Source organism: Streptomyces lichenis (assembly GCF_023218175.1).
In the GTDB taxonomy this organism is placed as follows: domain Bacteria; phylum Actinomycetota; class Actinomycetes; order Streptomycetales; family Streptomycetaceae; genus Streptomyces; species Streptomyces lichenis.
Map to the genome: position 1 here is coordinate 60574 of NZ_JALPTH010000006.1, position 13522 is coordinate 74095.

14 protein-coding genes are annotated in these 13522 nt (G+C 72.2%); 7 read left to right on the forward strand and 7 right to left on the reverse strand.

Annotated elements, in window-relative coordinates:
- Window positions 1-62: 62 nt before the first annotated feature.
- Both M1O15_RS08225 and sodN read right to left on the reverse strand, forming a co-directional pair.
- Complete coding sequence (locus M1O15_RS08225; RefSeq protein WP_248632607.1) at window positions 63-878, reverse strand: hypothetical protein; 816 nt, start codon at window positions 876-878, stop codon at window positions 63-65.
- Between the two features lie 161 nt (window positions 879-1039).
- Window positions 1040-1438, reverse strand: a complete 399-nt coding sequence (gene sodN, locus M1O15_RS08230) for a superoxide dismutase, Ni (RefSeq protein WP_248632608.1) — start codon at window positions 1436-1438, stop codon at window positions 1040-1042.
- Between the two features lie 151 nt (window positions 1439-1589).
- Here sodN and sodX point away from each other — a divergent pair, with 151 nt between their 5' ends.
- Complete coding sequence (gene sodX, locus M1O15_RS08235; protein ID WP_248632609.1) at window positions 1590-2012, forward strand: nickel-type superoxide dismutase maturation protease; 423 nt, start codon at window positions 1590-1592, stop codon at window positions 2010-2012.
- Here the strand turns inward: sodX and M1O15_RS08240 are convergent.
- Complete coding sequence (locus tag M1O15_RS08240; RefSeq protein ID WP_248632610.1) at window positions 1919-2545, reverse strand: CGNR zinc finger domain-containing protein; 627 nt, start codon at window positions 2543-2545, stop codon at window positions 1919-1921. The two genes, sodX and M1O15_RS08240, sit on opposite strands and share 94 nt — an antisense overlap.
- A 192-nt stretch (window positions 2546-2737) precedes the next feature.
- Here M1O15_RS08240 and M1O15_RS08245 point away from each other — a divergent pair, with 192 nt between their 5' ends.
- Window positions 2738-3427 (forward strand): class I SAM-dependent methyltransferase, encoded by a 690-nt coding sequence (locus M1O15_RS08245; protein WP_248632774.1) that lies wholly within the window; start codon window positions 2738-2740, stop codon window positions 3425-3427.
- 78 nt (window positions 3428-3505) lie between these two features.
- Here M1O15_RS08245 and M1O15_RS08250 read toward each other — a convergent pair whose 3' ends face one another.
- Genes M1O15_RS08250 through M1O15_RS08260 form a run of 3 tightly spaced genes read right to left on the reverse strand, consistent with a single transcriptional unit; the run spans window position 3506 to window position 6244 of the window.
- Window positions 3506-4267: an amino acid ABC transporter ATP-binding protein gene (locus tag M1O15_RS08250; protein WP_282576471.1), complete on the reverse strand. Its 762-nt coding sequence runs from the start codon at window positions 4265-4267 to the stop codon at window positions 3506-3508.
- Window positions 4264-5208, reverse strand: coding sequence for an amino acid ABC transporter permease (locus M1O15_RS08255; protein WP_248632611.1), 945 nt, complete (start codon window positions 5206-5208; stop codon window positions 4264-4266). The genes M1O15_RS08250 and M1O15_RS08255 overlap by 4 nt, the downstream gene beginning before the upstream one ends.
- 43 nt (window positions 5209-5251) lie before the next feature.
- Window positions 5252-6244 (reverse strand): ABC transporter substrate-binding protein, encoded by a 993-nt coding sequence (locus M1O15_RS08260; protein WP_248632612.1) that lies wholly within the window; start codon window positions 6242-6244, stop codon window positions 5252-5254.
- A 755-nt stretch (window positions 6245-6999) separates the two neighbouring features.
- Here M1O15_RS08260 and M1O15_RS08265 point away from each other — a divergent pair.
- The 4 genes from M1O15_RS08265 to M1O15_RS08280 all read left to right on the forward strand — a co-directional run bounded on the left by M1O15_RS08265 (window position 7000) and on the right by M1O15_RS08280 (window position 11724).
- Window positions 7000-8226, forward strand: a complete 1227-nt coding sequence (locus tag M1O15_RS08265; RefSeq protein ID WP_248632613.1) for an NAD(P)-dependent malic enzyme — start codon at window positions 7000-7002, stop codon at window positions 8224-8226.
- Window positions 8227-8553: 327 nt separating this feature from the next.
- Window positions 8554-9126, forward strand: a complete 573-nt coding sequence (locus M1O15_RS08270; protein WP_248632776.1) for a phosphoesterase — start codon at window positions 8554-8556, stop codon at window positions 9124-9126.
- Complete coding sequence (locus M1O15_RS08275) at window positions 9123-10676, forward strand: alkaline phosphatase D family protein (RefSeq protein WP_248632614.1); 1554 nt, start codon at window positions 9123-9125, stop codon at window positions 10674-10676. The genes M1O15_RS08270 and M1O15_RS08275 overlap by 4 nt, the downstream gene beginning before the upstream one ends.
- 85 nt (window positions 10677-10761) lie before the next feature.
- On the forward strand, window positions 10762-11724 hold the full coding sequence (locus tag M1O15_RS08280; protein ID WP_248632615.1) for a zinc-binding dehydrogenase: 963 nt from the start codon (window positions 10762-10764) through the stop codon (window positions 11722-11724).
- Between the two features lie 7 nt (window positions 11725-11731).
- Here M1O15_RS08280 and M1O15_RS08285 read toward each other — a convergent pair whose 3' ends face one another.
- On the reverse strand, window positions 11732-12331 hold the full coding sequence (locus M1O15_RS08285) for a cysteine hydrolase family protein (RefSeq protein WP_248632616.1): 600 nt from the start codon (window positions 12329-12331) through the stop codon (window positions 11732-11734).
- A gap of 150 nt (window positions 12332-12481) precedes the next feature.
- On the opposite strand from M1O15_RS08285, the gene M1O15_RS08290 reads away from it, so the two are divergent.
- On the forward strand, window positions 12482-13480 hold the full coding sequence (locus tag M1O15_RS08290; RefSeq protein ID WP_248632617.1) for a GlxA family transcriptional regulator: 999 nt from the start codon (window positions 12482-12484) through the stop codon (window positions 13478-13480).
- The last annotated feature ends 42 nt before the right edge of the window (window positions 13481-13522 follow it).

A 13522-nucleotide genomic window follows, 5' to 3' on the forward strand; every position in this document is an offset into this window, starting at 1 on the left:
CCCCCACTCCTCCCAGAAGGCCGAACCCCCCATGACCCCCACCGTCCCGCCCGCCCAGCGCGCTACTTCCGCAGCGCCTCCAGGGCCGAGCGCATCTCGCTGTCCAGCAGCCGCCGGAGCTCCTGCCGCGTCGGCACCTCGCCCTCGTCGTCGGAGCCGTACCAGCTCCAGGACAGCTCCAGGGTGAACCACCCGTCCCGGGCGGCCAGCGACATGTTGCCGACCTCCTTCTCCCCGGTGCCGGACTTCCGGACCGTGGTCACCGTGTACGCCTCGTCGCCCAGGTCGCCGGCGGGTGCCACCTCGTAGGTGTAGTCGTCGGTGGAGCGGTCCTCGGACGCGCTCTGCAGCGAGGCGAACTCCGGCGCCGGGTCGGACCCCTTGTGCCATACGGCCTGCGCGGAGAGATAGCCGTCCGCGAGCGTGGTGTCCTCGGCGTCCTTGGCGTTGAACCGGCGGCTGCAGGAGCTCTGGTCGACCGCCTGCTGCCGGGAGCCGTACGCGTCGCCGTCCTCGACGTCCTGGAAGTCGTAGCGCTCCTCGAACCCCTCGAAGCGGAACGTCTCGCAGAGGTCGGCGGCGTACCGGTGCCCGCCGAACTCCGGCTCGGGGTCGTCCAGCACCCCGCTGCCGAAGAGCGCCCCCGCCCACACCGCCGACGCCACCAGGACACCGCCGAGGCCCCACACCCACCCCGGCACCCGTCTGCGCCCACCGGGCGGTGCCGGCGGGCCGTGCGGTATCGGCGGATACGGCCCACCGGGACCGGGCTGCCCGGGAAGGTGCCCGAGCGGCTGCGCGTACGGGTTGTGCTCCACCGGGCCGCCGGGCTGGTGCGGGCCGGGGCCGGGCGGAGAGGACGGGGGAGGTGTCGACATGGCCCGACGCTACCCCCCGGTCACCCCGTGCATGCGCCGACGGCCGTTTCACGGGCGGCAGTTGGGACTCGGGGCCGATCCGTCCGCGCTCCCGTCCGGGAACGCCGACGGGACCCGTCCGATGTCGCTGGACGGGCCCCGTGGGGTGATGCGCGGCAGGGTCAGGCGGCCTGCTTGGTCTCCCAGAAGATCTTGTCGATCTGGGCGATGTGGTCCAGGGCCTTCTGGCCGGTGGCCGGGTCCTTGGAGCCCTTGGCGGCCGAGAGGGCCTTCAGGGTGTCGTTGACCAGCTGGTGCAGCTCCGGGTACTTCTCGAAGTGCGGGGGCTTGAAGTAGTCGCTCCACAGCACCGAGACATGGTGCTTGGCCAGCTCCGCGCGCTCCTCCTTGATGGTGGTGGCGCGGGCCTGGAAGTGCGGGTCGTCGTTGCCGGCCATCTTGTCCTGGATGGCCTTGACCGACTCGGCCTCGATACGGGCCTGGGCCGGGTCGTACACGCCGCAGGGGAGGTCGCAGTGCGCGCTGACCTTCACCGTGGGGGCGAACAGGCGGGAAAGCATGGTGCCGTCCTTCCTCGTGATCGTCTTCTCAGGTGGGACATTACTCCCTGAGGCGGCGCTTTTCTCGGGTGCCCCCGTGGGCTTACGACAAAAGTCCGGGGTGAGGATGGGACCGGTGGAGGAAGCTCCAAGGAGCGGAGGAGAGGGGCCGATGAGCGGGCGGCGCAGGGGCCAGGGGCCCGCGTTGGGGTTCGCCGAGGTGGCGGGGCCGTCCATGGTGCCGACCCTGGTGCACGGGGACCGGCTGCTGGTCCGCTACGGGGTGCCGCTGCGCACCGGGGACGTGGCGGTGATGCGTCATCCGCTCCAGCAGGACCTGCTGATCGTCAAGCGGCTGGCCGGCTGGCGGCCCGGCGGCTGGTGGGTGCTGGGGGACAGCGAGCTGGCCGAGGGCACCGACAGCCGGGCCTTCGGCCCCGTACCGGAGGAGCTGGTGCTCGGGCGGGTGGCGGCCCGCTACCGGGGGATGCGGCCGGGGCTTCAGCGCTCGCCCGGCGCGGTGCTCGCCTGGCTGGCCTCGGCGGTGCGGCCGGTGTCCGCCGCGCCCGCCTCCCGGCGCTTGCGGGCCCGGTAGGCGGCCACGTTGGCGCGGGTGGCGCAGCGGTCGGAGCAGTAGCGCCGGGAGCGGTTGGTCGAGGTGTCCAGATAGGCGTTGCGGCAGGGCGCGGCCTGGCACAGGCCCAACCGGTCCGCCCCGTACTCGGTGAGGTGGAAGGCGAGGCCCATCGCGGCGATCGCCGCGTACCCGGTGGTGGCGTTGGAGGAGTGGTCCGCCAGGTGCATGTGCCAGCGCGGCCGCCCCTCGTCGTCCAGGAAGTCGTGGCCGGAGATCTGCGGGCTGACCGGGAACTCCAGCAGCAGTGAGTTGAGCAGGTCCACCGCGCCGCCGTGGTCGCCCGCGTCGGCGGCGGTGAAGACGGCGCGGAGCCGGGCGCGGATGGAGCGGAAGCGGGTGACGTCGGAGTCGGTGACCCGCCGGGCCATCTGCGAGGCCGCGCCGAACAGTTCGCGGACCGCCTCGACCGAGGTGAGGGAGTCGGAGCCGCGCGCCGGCTCCTCGGTGTTCACCAGTCGTACGGCGTAGTCCGAGTAAGAGGCCAGTTCCACTTGTAGTCCTTACGGCGGCGGTCTAGGGTCGGGCGGAAGGCAGTAAGAGACGGTACTCAGTCGAGGGTATTACGGAGGGCCACGGTGGCGGAGGCGTCTGCGGGAACGGGAACGGGTGCGGGGACGGGGAACGGTGTGGCGGCGGACTGGGCCGGCTGGCAGGAGAGCTGGGACCGCCAGCAGGAGTGGTACATGCCCGACCGCGAGGAGCGGTTCCGGGTCATGCTCGACATGGTCGAGGCGATCGCCGGCACCGCGCCGAGGGTGCTGGACCTCGCGTGCGGTACGGGGAGTATCACGGACCGGCTGCTGAAAAGGTTCCCGGACGCGAGCAGCACCGGGGTGGACCTGGACCCCGCCCTGCTGGCCATCGCCGAGGGCTACTTCGCCGGTGACGACCGGGTCTCCTTCGTCCGGGCGGATCTGAAGGACCCGGAGTGGACCCGGGCGCTGCCGCACAGCTCCTACGACGCGGTACTCACGGCCACGGCTCTCCACTGGCTGCACAGCGAGCCGCTGGCCGTGCTGTACGGGCAGCTCGCCGGAGTGGTGCGGGAGGGCGGTGCCTTCATGAACGCCGACCGGATGATCGACGAGACCACCCCGCGGATCAACGAGGCCGAGCGGGCCCACCGGTATGCCGCGATGGAACGGCGCAAGGCGGCCGGCGCGGTGGACTGGGCCGGCTGGTGGGAGCTGGCCGCCAAGGACCCGGCGCTGGCCGGTCCGACCGCCGAGCGGTTCGCGATCTACGGGGAGCACGCCGACGGTGACACCCCCTCCGCCGACTGGCACGCCCGCACCCTGCGCGCGGCCGGCTTCGCCGAGGCCCGCGCGGTCTGGTCCTCGCCGAGCGACGCGCTGGTGCTGGCGGTGCGGTAGCCGGGGGAGCGGGACGTACGGGAGGAGGGGCGGTACGGGGATCCCGTACCGCCCCTCCGCCGTGAGGCTGCTTCGGAGCTACAGCACCTTGGACAGGAACGCCTTCGTCCGGTCGTGCTGGGGGTTGGTGAGCACCTCGCGGGGGTGGCCGGACTCGACGACCACGCCGCCGTCCATGAAGACCAGCGAGTCGCCGACCTCGCGGGCGAAGCCCATCTCGTGGGTGACGACCACCATGGTCATGCCCGACTCGGCGAGGTCCCGCATCACGTCCAGGACGTCGCCGACCAGCTCGGGGTCGAGCGCGGAGGTCGGCTCGTCGAAGAGCATCAGCTTGGGCTCCATGGCGAGCGCCCGGGCGATCGCCACCCGCTGCTGCTGGCCGCCGGAGAGCTGCGAGGGGTAGTTGCCGGCCTTGTCGCCGAGGCCGACCCGGTCCAGCAGCTTCTTCGCCCGCTCCCGGGCCACCGCCCGGCTCTCGCCCTTGACCTGGACCGGCGCCTCCATGACGTTCTCCACGGCCGTCATGTGCGGGAACAGGTTGAAGCGCTGGAACACCATGCCGATGTCCCGCCGCTTCAGCGCGACCTCGCTGTCCTTCAGCTCGTAGAGCTTGTCGCCCTTCTGCCGGTAGCCGACCAGCTCGCCGTCGACGTACAGCCGGCCGGCGTTGATCTTCTCCAGGTGGTTGATGCACCGCAGGAAGGTGGACTTGCCGGAGCCGGACGGGCCGATCAGGCAGAACACCTCGCCCTCGGCCACCTCCAGGTCGATGCCCTTGAGGATGTGGGCGGCGCCGTAGGACTTGTGGACGCCCTCGGCCTTCACCATGGCGGTCATGCGGCACCTCCCGCCGGGCGGTTGGACAGGGACAGGACGTTGGCCTTGATCTTCTGGAAGACGGTCGGCGGCAGGCTGCGGCTGGAGCCGCGGGCGTAGTACCGCTCCAGGTAGTACTGGCCGACGCTGAGGACTGAGGTCAGGATCAGGTACCAGGAGGCGGCGACGAAGAGCATCTCCACCGGGGCGCCGGATGTCTGGCCGATGTCCTGGGCGTTCCGCAGCAACTCGTAGAACTGCACGGTCGAGACGAGTGAGGTCGTCTTCAGCATGTTGATGACCTCATTGCCCGTGGGCGGCACGATCACCCGCATCGCCTGCGGGATCACGATCCGGCGCAGGGTCTTGGAGTGGCTCATGCCCAGGGCGTGCGCGGCCTCGGTCTGGCCCTCGTCCACCGCGAGGAGTCCCGCGCGGCAGATCTCGGCCATGTACGCGGCCTCGTTGAGGCCGAGGCCGAGCAGCGCCGTCAGGAACGGCGTCATGAAGTCGGCCCACTCGTCCTTGTAGACCGGGCCCATGTTGATGAACTCGAAGACCAGGCCCAGGTTGAACCAGATGATCAGCTGGACCAGGACCGGGGTGCCGCGGAAGAACCAGATGTAGAACCAGGCGATGGAGGAGGTCACCGGGTTCTTGGAGAGCCGCATCACCGCCAGGAGGATGCCTCCGACGATGCCGATCGCCATGGAGACGGCGGTCAGCAGCAGGGTCTGCCCGACGCCCTCCAGGATCCGGTCCTCGAAGAAGTACTCCGGGATGGCGTCCCAGTTGATCTTGCCCTGCGAGAAGGCGTAGACGATCGCGGCGAACAGCGCGATCGCGACGACCGCGGTGATGTAGCGGCCGATGTGCCGGACGGGGATCGCCTTGATGGCTTCCGGGCCGCCGGGCGGCGGAGGGGTGTCCTCCGCCGGCTTCTTGTCGATGTCAGTGCTCACGGTGGTGCCTTTCAGGCCTGCGCGGTGCTCTGCGGCCGGACGCTCAGACGCCGCCGTTGATCTTCGCCTCGGTCACCGCGCCTGCGGCGACACCCCACTTGTCCAGGATCTTCTTGTACTCGCCGTTGGCGATGATGGCGTCCATCGCCGACTTGATCGCGTCCCGCAGCTGGTCGTTGCCCTTGGCGACGGCGATGCCGTACGGGGCGGCCTCGACCTGCTCGCCGACGATCTGGAAGTCGTTGCCGCCGCCGGAGGTCTGCACCGCGTACGCGGCGACCGGGAAGTCCGAGGAGCCGGCGTCGGCGCCACCGGAGCGCAGCCGGGTCTGGGCCAGCTGGTCGTTGTCGAAGGACTGGATGGCGATCTCGCCCTTCTTGCCCTCCGTACACTTCTTGGACTCGGCCTTGGCCAGGTCGTGCGAGACCGTGCCGCGCTGCACCACGAGCTTCTTGCCGCACAGGTCCGACCAGGTCTTGATGCCCTTGTCGGCGCCCTTCTTGGTGTAGACCGAGACACCGGCGGAGAAGTAGTCGACGAAGTCGACACCCTCGCCGACCTTCTTCTTGGTCTCCGAGTCGACACCCTCCTGGCGGTCCTTGGTGTCCGTCATCGCCGACATGGCGATGTCGTAGCGCTTGGCGCGCAGACCGGTGATCAGGGTGTCGAAGGTGCCGTTCTGGAACTCGAACTTCACCCCGAGCTGCTTGCTCATCGCGTCGGCCAGGTCCGGGTCGATACCGGTGGTCTTGCCGTCCTTGTCCTTGAACTCGACCGGGGCGTACGCGATGTCCGAACCGACCTTGATCACGCCCTTGTCGCGGATCGCCTTGGGCAGGCGGTCGGCGAGCGGGGCGGCGACGGCGGCCTGGGAGGAGCCCTCCTCCTGGGGGGCGACCTTGCCGCTCTCGGTCTGGTCGCCGCAGGCGGTCAGCAGCATCGAGCCGGCGACCGCGACGGCGGCGAGGGCGGCTATCCGGGACGGCTTCGACGTCCGGGTCCTCGCGGTGGCCGAACGGGTGGTGCTTGCGGTCATGGTCGGGTTCCTCCGGCTGGTGAAGGCTCGTGGAGCTGCTGGAGCTCGCGAAGAGGGGAAGCCAATCGGTCGGGCACACACACCTTCGGGTGTCGCGACCTCGTGTGAATACGCGCATCTTGCCATTCGGACCGGGGGGCGCAGGGGACTTGGCATGTCAAAATCGGATAACGGGAAACCCCCGATCCCCGCGAGGCCGGTACGACAAGGCCGGACCATCTGCGGGGCCCTGACTTCCGGGCCGGAAAATCTCCGGCCGATCTCGTCATGCGGACGGTATTCCGGCGGCAAAACGGTCGTCGTGCGGACTTGTCAGCATTTCCGGAGATGAGTCGTTACGCCGGTCACAGTCCGTGTTCGACGGGGGCGGTGGCGGGGCCGGCGACCCCGGCCGGTGGCCCGGGGCCGCTGACGGGTCGCTGACGTGACCGGGTCCGGCGACGGGGGCCGGTGACGGTGACGGGGTTTCGGCAGGTCCGCCGGACGGACCCCGCGGAGCCGGGGCGGCCGCCCCCGGGCGACCCGGCTGTGCCGTCGCCCATACCGACTCGTCGTCGGTGCCCTCCGTCCGGTAGAACAGACCCTTACACCCCTCATCCGGGGCTCAGGGCGCGTGTGCGGCGCGCCCGCGCGTACGCAACCTCCCCCCGCGGGGGCGGGTCATCCGCCGCCGCGGGGCGCGTACGCGGGTCCGCCCACCCCTCCTCAACCAGGAGTGGCCACCCTCAACTGCAAAGAATTAAGGGGTCAACACAATGGCAGCGGAGATCGTGAATCCTCGCAGCGACAGCGACAAGGGCACCCAGAGTGCCGAGAGTGCCGCCGGCGAACCCTTCGATCCGGCGTTCGCCCTGCACCGGGGCGGCAAGATGGCGATCCAGGCGACCGTGCCGGTGCGCGACCGGGACGACCTGTCCCTGGCGTACACCCCCGGCGTCGCCAAGGTGTGCACCGCCATCGCCGAGCAGCCCGAGCTCGTGCACGACTACACCTGGAAGTCCCAGGTGGTGGCCGTGGTCACCGACGGCACCGCGGTGCTGGGGCTCGGCGACATCGGCCCGGAGGCCTCCCTCCCGGTGATGGAGGGCAAGGCGATCCTCTTCAAGCAGTTCGGCGGGGTGGACGCGGTTCCGATCGCGCTCGCCACCACCGACACCGACGAGATCGTGGACACCATCGTCCGCCTCGCCCCCTCCTTCGGCGGGGTCAACCTGGAGGACATCTCGGCGCCGCGCTGCTTCGACATCGAGCGCAGGCTCCAGGAGCGGCTGGACATCCCGGTCTTCCACGACGACCAGCACGGCACCGCGGTGGTCACCCTGGCCGCCCTGCGCAACGCCGCCAAGCTCACCGGCCGCGGCCTGGGCGAGCTGCGCGCGGTGATCTCCGGTGCCGGTGCGGCGGGTGTCGCCATCGCCAAGTTCCTGCTGGAGGCCGGGCTCGGCGACGTGGCGGTCGCCGACCGCAAGGGCGTGGTCAGCCGCGACCGCGAGGACCTCACCCCGGTCAAGCGGGAGCTGGCCGAGCTCACCAACAAGGCGGGCATCTCCGGCACCCTGGAGTCGGCGCTCGCCGGGGCGGACGTCTTCATCGGCGTCAGCGGAGGCACGGTCGCCGAGGAGGCCGTCGCCTCCATGGCCCCGGGCGCGTTCGTGTTCGCCATGGCCAACCCGAACCCGGAGGTCCACCCGGACGTGGCGCACAAGTACGCCGCGGTGGTGGCCACCGGCCGCTCGGACTACCCCAACCAGATCAACAACGTGCTGGCCTTCCCCGGCATCTTCGCCGGTGCCCTCCAGGTCCGGGCCGCCCGGATCACCGAGGGCATGAAGATCGCCGCCGCCAACGCGCTGGCGGACGTGGTCGGCGACCAGCTCGCCGCGGACTACGTGATCCCCTCTCCGTTCGACGAGCGGGTCGCCCCGGCCGTCACGGCCGCGGTGGCCGCCGCCGCCCGCGCCGAGGGCGTCGCGCGCCGCTGACACCCCCCGAGGGCCGCGCCGCATCCCGTGCAGGGTGCGGCGCGGCCCCCTTTTCTCCCCGCGCCCCCCGCCCCGGCGACCCCCTCCACGCCTTCACCGCCCCCCGCTCCCCCTGGGGCGCCCGCCTGGCCCGTGCCGTCCACCGGGCGGTGTACGAGGCCACGCCCGCCCCCTGAGGCTCGGCGTCAATACGGGGGCCCCGGTTGGACTTCCGTCCTTGGCCCTTGGACGGTTCGCGCGATGTTCGCCGGTGCTCTTCCCGAGTTCACCCGGGGCTGCTGCAATGCCCCGGCGCGACAGCCCTGGAACCCCACCCTGGAGGCGCGAGTGAACCTGGTCGTCAACGGCGACGCCGAGACCGGACCCGGAGGTACCGACGCACCCGTCACCGCGGTGACCGGGTGGCGGGTGGCGCAGGGCGCGCCCGCGCTCGTCGCGTACACCTTCGGCGGCGGCTATCCCGGCACCGGCGATCCCGGGCCGGACCGGCGCGGCAGCCGCTTCTTCTCGGGCGGGACCTCCCCGCGTACCGCACTGGTGCAGGACATCGCCCTGCCCGCGTCCGGGGCGACCGGGCACGCGGCGATCGACGCGGGCCGGGTGCGGTACGCGGTGGAGGCCTGGCTCGGCGGATACGCCGCCCAGGAGGACGGGGCCCGGCTCTCGGTGGAGTTCCGGGACGGCAAGGGCACCCCGGTGGCGCTCAGCGTGCTGGGCCCGGTGACCTCCGGCGAGCGCGGCGGGCGGACCGGGCTGGTCAAGCGGACCGCCGGGGCGCTGGTGCCGCCCGGGGCGCGTACCGCCCGGCTGCTGCTGGTGCTCACCCGCACCGGCGGCGGCACCTCCAACGACGGCTACGCGGACGGGATATCGCTCACGCTCACGGGGGGCAGCAAGTGACGCTGGACCGACGGACCCTGCTGAAGGCGGCCGGCGCCGCCGGGGCGCTGAACACCGTCTGGCCGCTGTCGGCCGGGCTGTCGCCCGCACAGGCGCGGGAGGCCGCCGAGGCCCTGGGCGCCGACTACGACCCGGCGCCCTTCACCCTGGGCGTGGCCTCCGGCGACCCGCAGCCCGGGTCGGTGGTGCTGTGGACCCGGCTGGCCCCGGAGCCGCTCGCCGCCGAGCAGCGGCTGCCCGAGGTGGTGGCCGTGGCGTGGGTGGTGGCCGAGGACCAGGCGCTGAGCCGGGTGGTCGCCCGGGGCAGCGCGCCCGCCTCCGCCACCCTCGGGCACAGCGTGCACGTCCCGGTGCAGGGGCTGGCCGCCGGGCGGACGTACTGGTACGCGTTCAGCGCGCTGGGGAAGACCAGCCGGGTGGGGCGGACCAGGACCGCGCCCAGCGGCACCGTCTCCCGGGTGCGGTTCGCCGCCGCCAACTGCCAGGCCTTCCACGACGGCTACTACGCCGCCCACCGCGGCATCGCCCGCGAGGACGTGGACTTCGTGGTCCACCTCGGCGACTACATCTACGAGCACGGCCCGGTCGGCGGCGACCATGTCCGCGACCACGAGGGCCCCGCCGTCCTCACCCTCGCCGACTACCGCCGCCGGCACGCCCTGTACAAGGGCGACGCCTCCCTGCGCGAGGCGCACGCGGCCCACCCCTGGTTCCTGACCTGGGACGACCACGAGGTGGCCAACGACTACAGCGGTACGGGTGGCGGGGCGCCGTTCCTGCAGCGGCGGGCCGCCGCGTACCAGGCCTGGTACGAGAACATGCCGCACCGCGACGGCGGCGAGTCCGCGCTGCCCGACCCGGTGCTGCACCGCACCCGGCGCTGGGGCAACCTGCTGGAGCTGACCGTCCTGGACCTGCGCTCCTACCGCTCGGCGCAGAACCTTGCCGACGGCACCATCCTGGGCGCGGAGCAGAAGGGCTGGCTGAAGGGCACCATCGACCGGGCGCCGGACTCCTGGCACGTCTGGGCCAACTCGATCATGCTCAGCCAGCTGCGCGGGCGGCCCGGCGGCTCGTATATGTTCACCGACCAGTGGGACGGCTTCCTGGCGGAGCGCAAGGAGATCCTCGGCCATGTGCACAGCAGCGGCCTGGAGGACCTGGTGGTGGTCACCGGCGACTGGCACTCCGCCTTCGTGGACGACCTCCGGGTGGACTTCGACGACACCTCCTCCCCGCTGGTCGGCACCGAGTTCACCGCCCACTCGGTGACCTCCGGCGGCTACGCGGCCGACTGGAACACCGCCAACGGGCCGCTGATGGGCCGGGGCAACCCGCATCTGAAGTACTTCGAGGGCAACCGCTACGGCTACGACGTCTACGAGCTGACGCCGGAGCGGTTCACCACCCGGATGCGGGTGATCGCCGACCGCCGCGACCCGCTCTCCCCGGTCACCACCCTGACCAGCTTCCATGTGGACCGGGGCCGCACCGGCTCGTACGAGGACCCGGCGACCAAGGGCAGCCCGGCCCAGTGGCGCCGCGACTGACCTCGCCGCGAAAGGAGCGGGACGCGGCGCGTGTCACACCCCGGTGTGGTTCCGCCGCGTCCCGTGACCGCCCTAGGGTCGGGCCATGTTCGCTGCCTACGCCGCCAGAATCGACCGCGACCAGCCGCTCAACGGCCTTGAACTGGGCGAACGCCCGGAGCCCGAGGCGCGTCCCGGCTGGACCACTGTCACCGTCAGGGCCGCCTCGCTCAACCACCACGACCTGTGGTCGCTGCGCGGGGTCGGCCTCGGCGAGGACAAGCTGCCGATGATCCTCGGCTGCGACGCCGCCGGGATCGACCAGGACGGCCGGGAGGTGGTGCTGCACTCGGTGATCGGGCAGAGCGGCCACGGCGTCGGCCCCGACGAGCCGCGCTCGCTGCTGACCGAGCGCTACCAGGGCACCTTCGCCGAGCGGGTCACCGTCCCGGCCTGGAACGTGCTGCCCAAGCCGAAGGAGCTCTCCTTCGAGGAGGCCGCCTGCCTGCCGACCGCCTGGCTCACCGCGTACCGGATGCTGTTCACCAACGCCGGGGTGCGGCCCGGGGACTCGGTGCTGGTGCAGGGCGCCGGCGGCGGGGTGGCCACCGCCGCGATCGTCCTCGGCAAGGCGGCCGGGCTCCGGGTGTACGCCACCAGCCGCGACGAGGCCAAGCGGCAGCGGGCCGTCGAGCTGGGCGCGGCCGAGGCCTTCGAGCCGGGCGCCCGGCTGCCGCACCGGGTGGACGCGGTGATCGAGACGGTCGGCGCGGCCACCTGGTCGCACTCGGTGAAGTCGCTGCGGCCCGGCGGCTCCCTGGTGATCTCCGGCGCCACCAGCGGCGACCGCCCCTCGCACGCCGAGCTCACCCGGATCTTCTTCCTGGAGCTGAAGGTGGTCGGCTCCACCATGGGCTCCAAGGACGAGTTGGAGGACCTGCTGTCCTTCTGCGCGGCGACCGGGGTGCGCCCGGTGATCGACGGGGTGCTGCCGCTGGACCGGGCCCGGGACGGCTTCGAGCGGATGGCGGCCGGCGACCTCTTCGGCAAGATCGTGCTGACGGTCTGAGGACCGCTCAGCCGAGTTCGGCACAGGAGGCCACCACCACCCCGTAGAGGTCGGTGACGATGGCGAGCGCGGCCCGGTGCACCTGCTCGGCGGGCACCTCGGCCCCCTGCCGGTTCGCCGACGGCAGGGGGCGGGTCGCGCAGGCCTCGGCCGCCACCGTGGGCCGGTTGCCCCGCAGGAACGCGCCCGCGGCGGTGGCCAGCACGCACATATGGGTCATGAATCCGGCCACGATCACGTCCGGGTGGCCCGCCGCGTCCACATGCCCGCCCAGGTCGGTGCCGGCGAAGGCGTCGGGCGTCCGCTTGACGACGACCGCTTCGCCGTCGACCGGGGCCACGGCGGGGTGGATGCGGCCGATCTCGGCGCGGATGTCGTACGGGGTGCCCTCGCCGCCGTCGTTGACCACATGGACGACCCGCGCCCCGGCCGCGCGGGCCTTCCCCAGCAGCTCGGCGGCGGCGTCCAGCGCCTCCCGCCAGCCGGTCAGCTCCATCACGCCGGTGGTGTAGGTGTTCTGGTAGTCGACCAGGACGAGGGTGGCGCCGGTGAGCGAGGCGGGCGTCTGGTCGAGGCCGTTGAGGGCGCGCAGGGTCGTCGTGGGCATGCTGGGTTCTCCTCGGAGTCGGTTGACTGGTGCGGTGGTTGACCGGCGGTGGGCCGTACGGAAACGCTATGGCGGACCCGCCGGTGTCGGCAATGCCGTCTAACATGCAGAAACCGACATCGAGAGACCCGGGGACAGGGGAGGGGAGCCGTGCGGCGGCTGGTGGTCGTGGTGCTGTTCGAGGGCGTGGACCTGCTGGATGTCACCGGGCCGCCGGAGGTGTTCTCCCTGGTGCGGCGGGAGACGGGCGAGGCGGAGGGGTACGAGGTGGTGCTGGCCGCCGAGACCCCGGAGCCGGTCCGCACGGCCGCCGGGGTGCGCATCCTCCCGGACACCACCTTCGACGCGGTGGCCGCGCGGCGGATCGACACCCTGCTGGTGCCCGGCTCGGTCGAGACGGACGGCGAGGGCCGGGTCCGCGCGATCACCGACCCGGCGGTGGTCGACCGGGTACGGGAACTGGCGGGCGGCGCACGGCGGATCGCGTCCGTCTGCGTCGGGGCGCATCTGCTCGCCGCCGCCGGGCTGCTCGACGGCAGGCGCGCCACCACCCACTGGTCGACCGCGGGGCAGCTGGCCGCCGACCATCCGGCGGTCGAGGTGGACGCGGACCCGATCTTCGTCCGGCAGGGCCGGGTGTGGACCGGCGCGGGCATCAGCGCCTGCCTCGACCTGTCGCTGGCCCTGGTGGCGGACGACCTGGGCGAGACCCTGGCGCTGCGGGTGGCCCGCCAACTGGTGATGTACCTGAAGCGGCCCAGCGGGCAGAGCCAGTTCAGCGTCCCGCTGGAACCGGTCTCCACCACCCGGCGCGTCGAGGAGCTGCGCCACCACATCATGCGCGAGCTGGCCGGCCCGCTCGGCATCGCCGACCTCGCCGCCTACGCGCACATCGGCGAGCGCCAGCTCACCCGGATCTTCAAGTCCGAGCTCGGCACCACCCCGAGCGCCTATGTGGAGGCGGCCCGGGTGGAACGGGCCCGGACCGAGCTGGAGACCACCGACGCCACCCTCGAACGCGTCGCCTCCGTCTGCGGCTTCGGCACCACCGGCACCCTGGTGCGCGCGTTCCGCCGGCGCCTGGGCACCACCCCGACGGAGTACCGCCGGCGCTTCCGTACCGAGTCCCTTCCCCCGACCGGGGAGTGATCTGGCCGGTCTGCGCCTTGATGGCGCCTCGGGCCCGCTGAT

What these genes read in the sequence shown, in the direction of transcription:
- M1O15_RS08225 (WP_248632607.1), bottom strand. Translation starts at nt 878, where the DNA reads ATGTCGACACCTCCCCCGTCCTCTCCGCCCGGCCCCGGCCCGCACCAG.
- M1O15_RS08260 (WP_248632612.1), bottom strand. Translation starts at nt 6,244, where the DNA reads ATGACCGCAAGCACCACCCGTTCGGCCACCGCGAGGACCCGGACGTCG.
- sodX (WP_248632609.1), top strand. Translation starts at nt 1,590, where the DNA reads ATGAGCGGGCGGCGCAGGGGCCAGGGGCCCGCGTTGGGGTTCGCCGAG.
- M1O15_RS08250 (WP_282576471.1), bottom strand. Translation starts at nt 4,267, where the DNA reads ATGACCGCCATGGTGAAGGCCGAGGGCGTCCACAAGTCCTACGGCGCC.
- M1O15_RS08265 (WP_248632613.1), top strand. Translation starts at nt 7,000, where the DNA reads ATGGCAGCGGAGATCGTGAATCCTCGCAGCGACAGCGACAAGGGCACC.
- M1O15_RS08245 (WP_248632774.1), top strand. Translation starts at nt 2,738, where the DNA reads ATGCCCGACCGCGAGGAGCGGTTCCGGGTCATGCTCGACATGGTCGAG.
- M1O15_RS08280 (WP_248632615.1), top strand. Translation starts at nt 10,762, where the DNA reads ATGTTCGCTGCCTACGCCGCCAGAATCGACCGCGACCAGCCGCTCAAC.
- M1O15_RS08285 (WP_248632616.1), bottom strand. Translation starts at nt 12,331, where the DNA reads ATGCCCACGACGACCCTGCGCGCCCTCAACGGCCTCGACCAGACGCCC.
- sodN (WP_248632608.1), bottom strand. Translation starts at nt 1,438, where the DNA reads ATGCTTTCCCGCCTGTTCGCCCCCACGGTGAAGGTCAGCGCGCACTGC.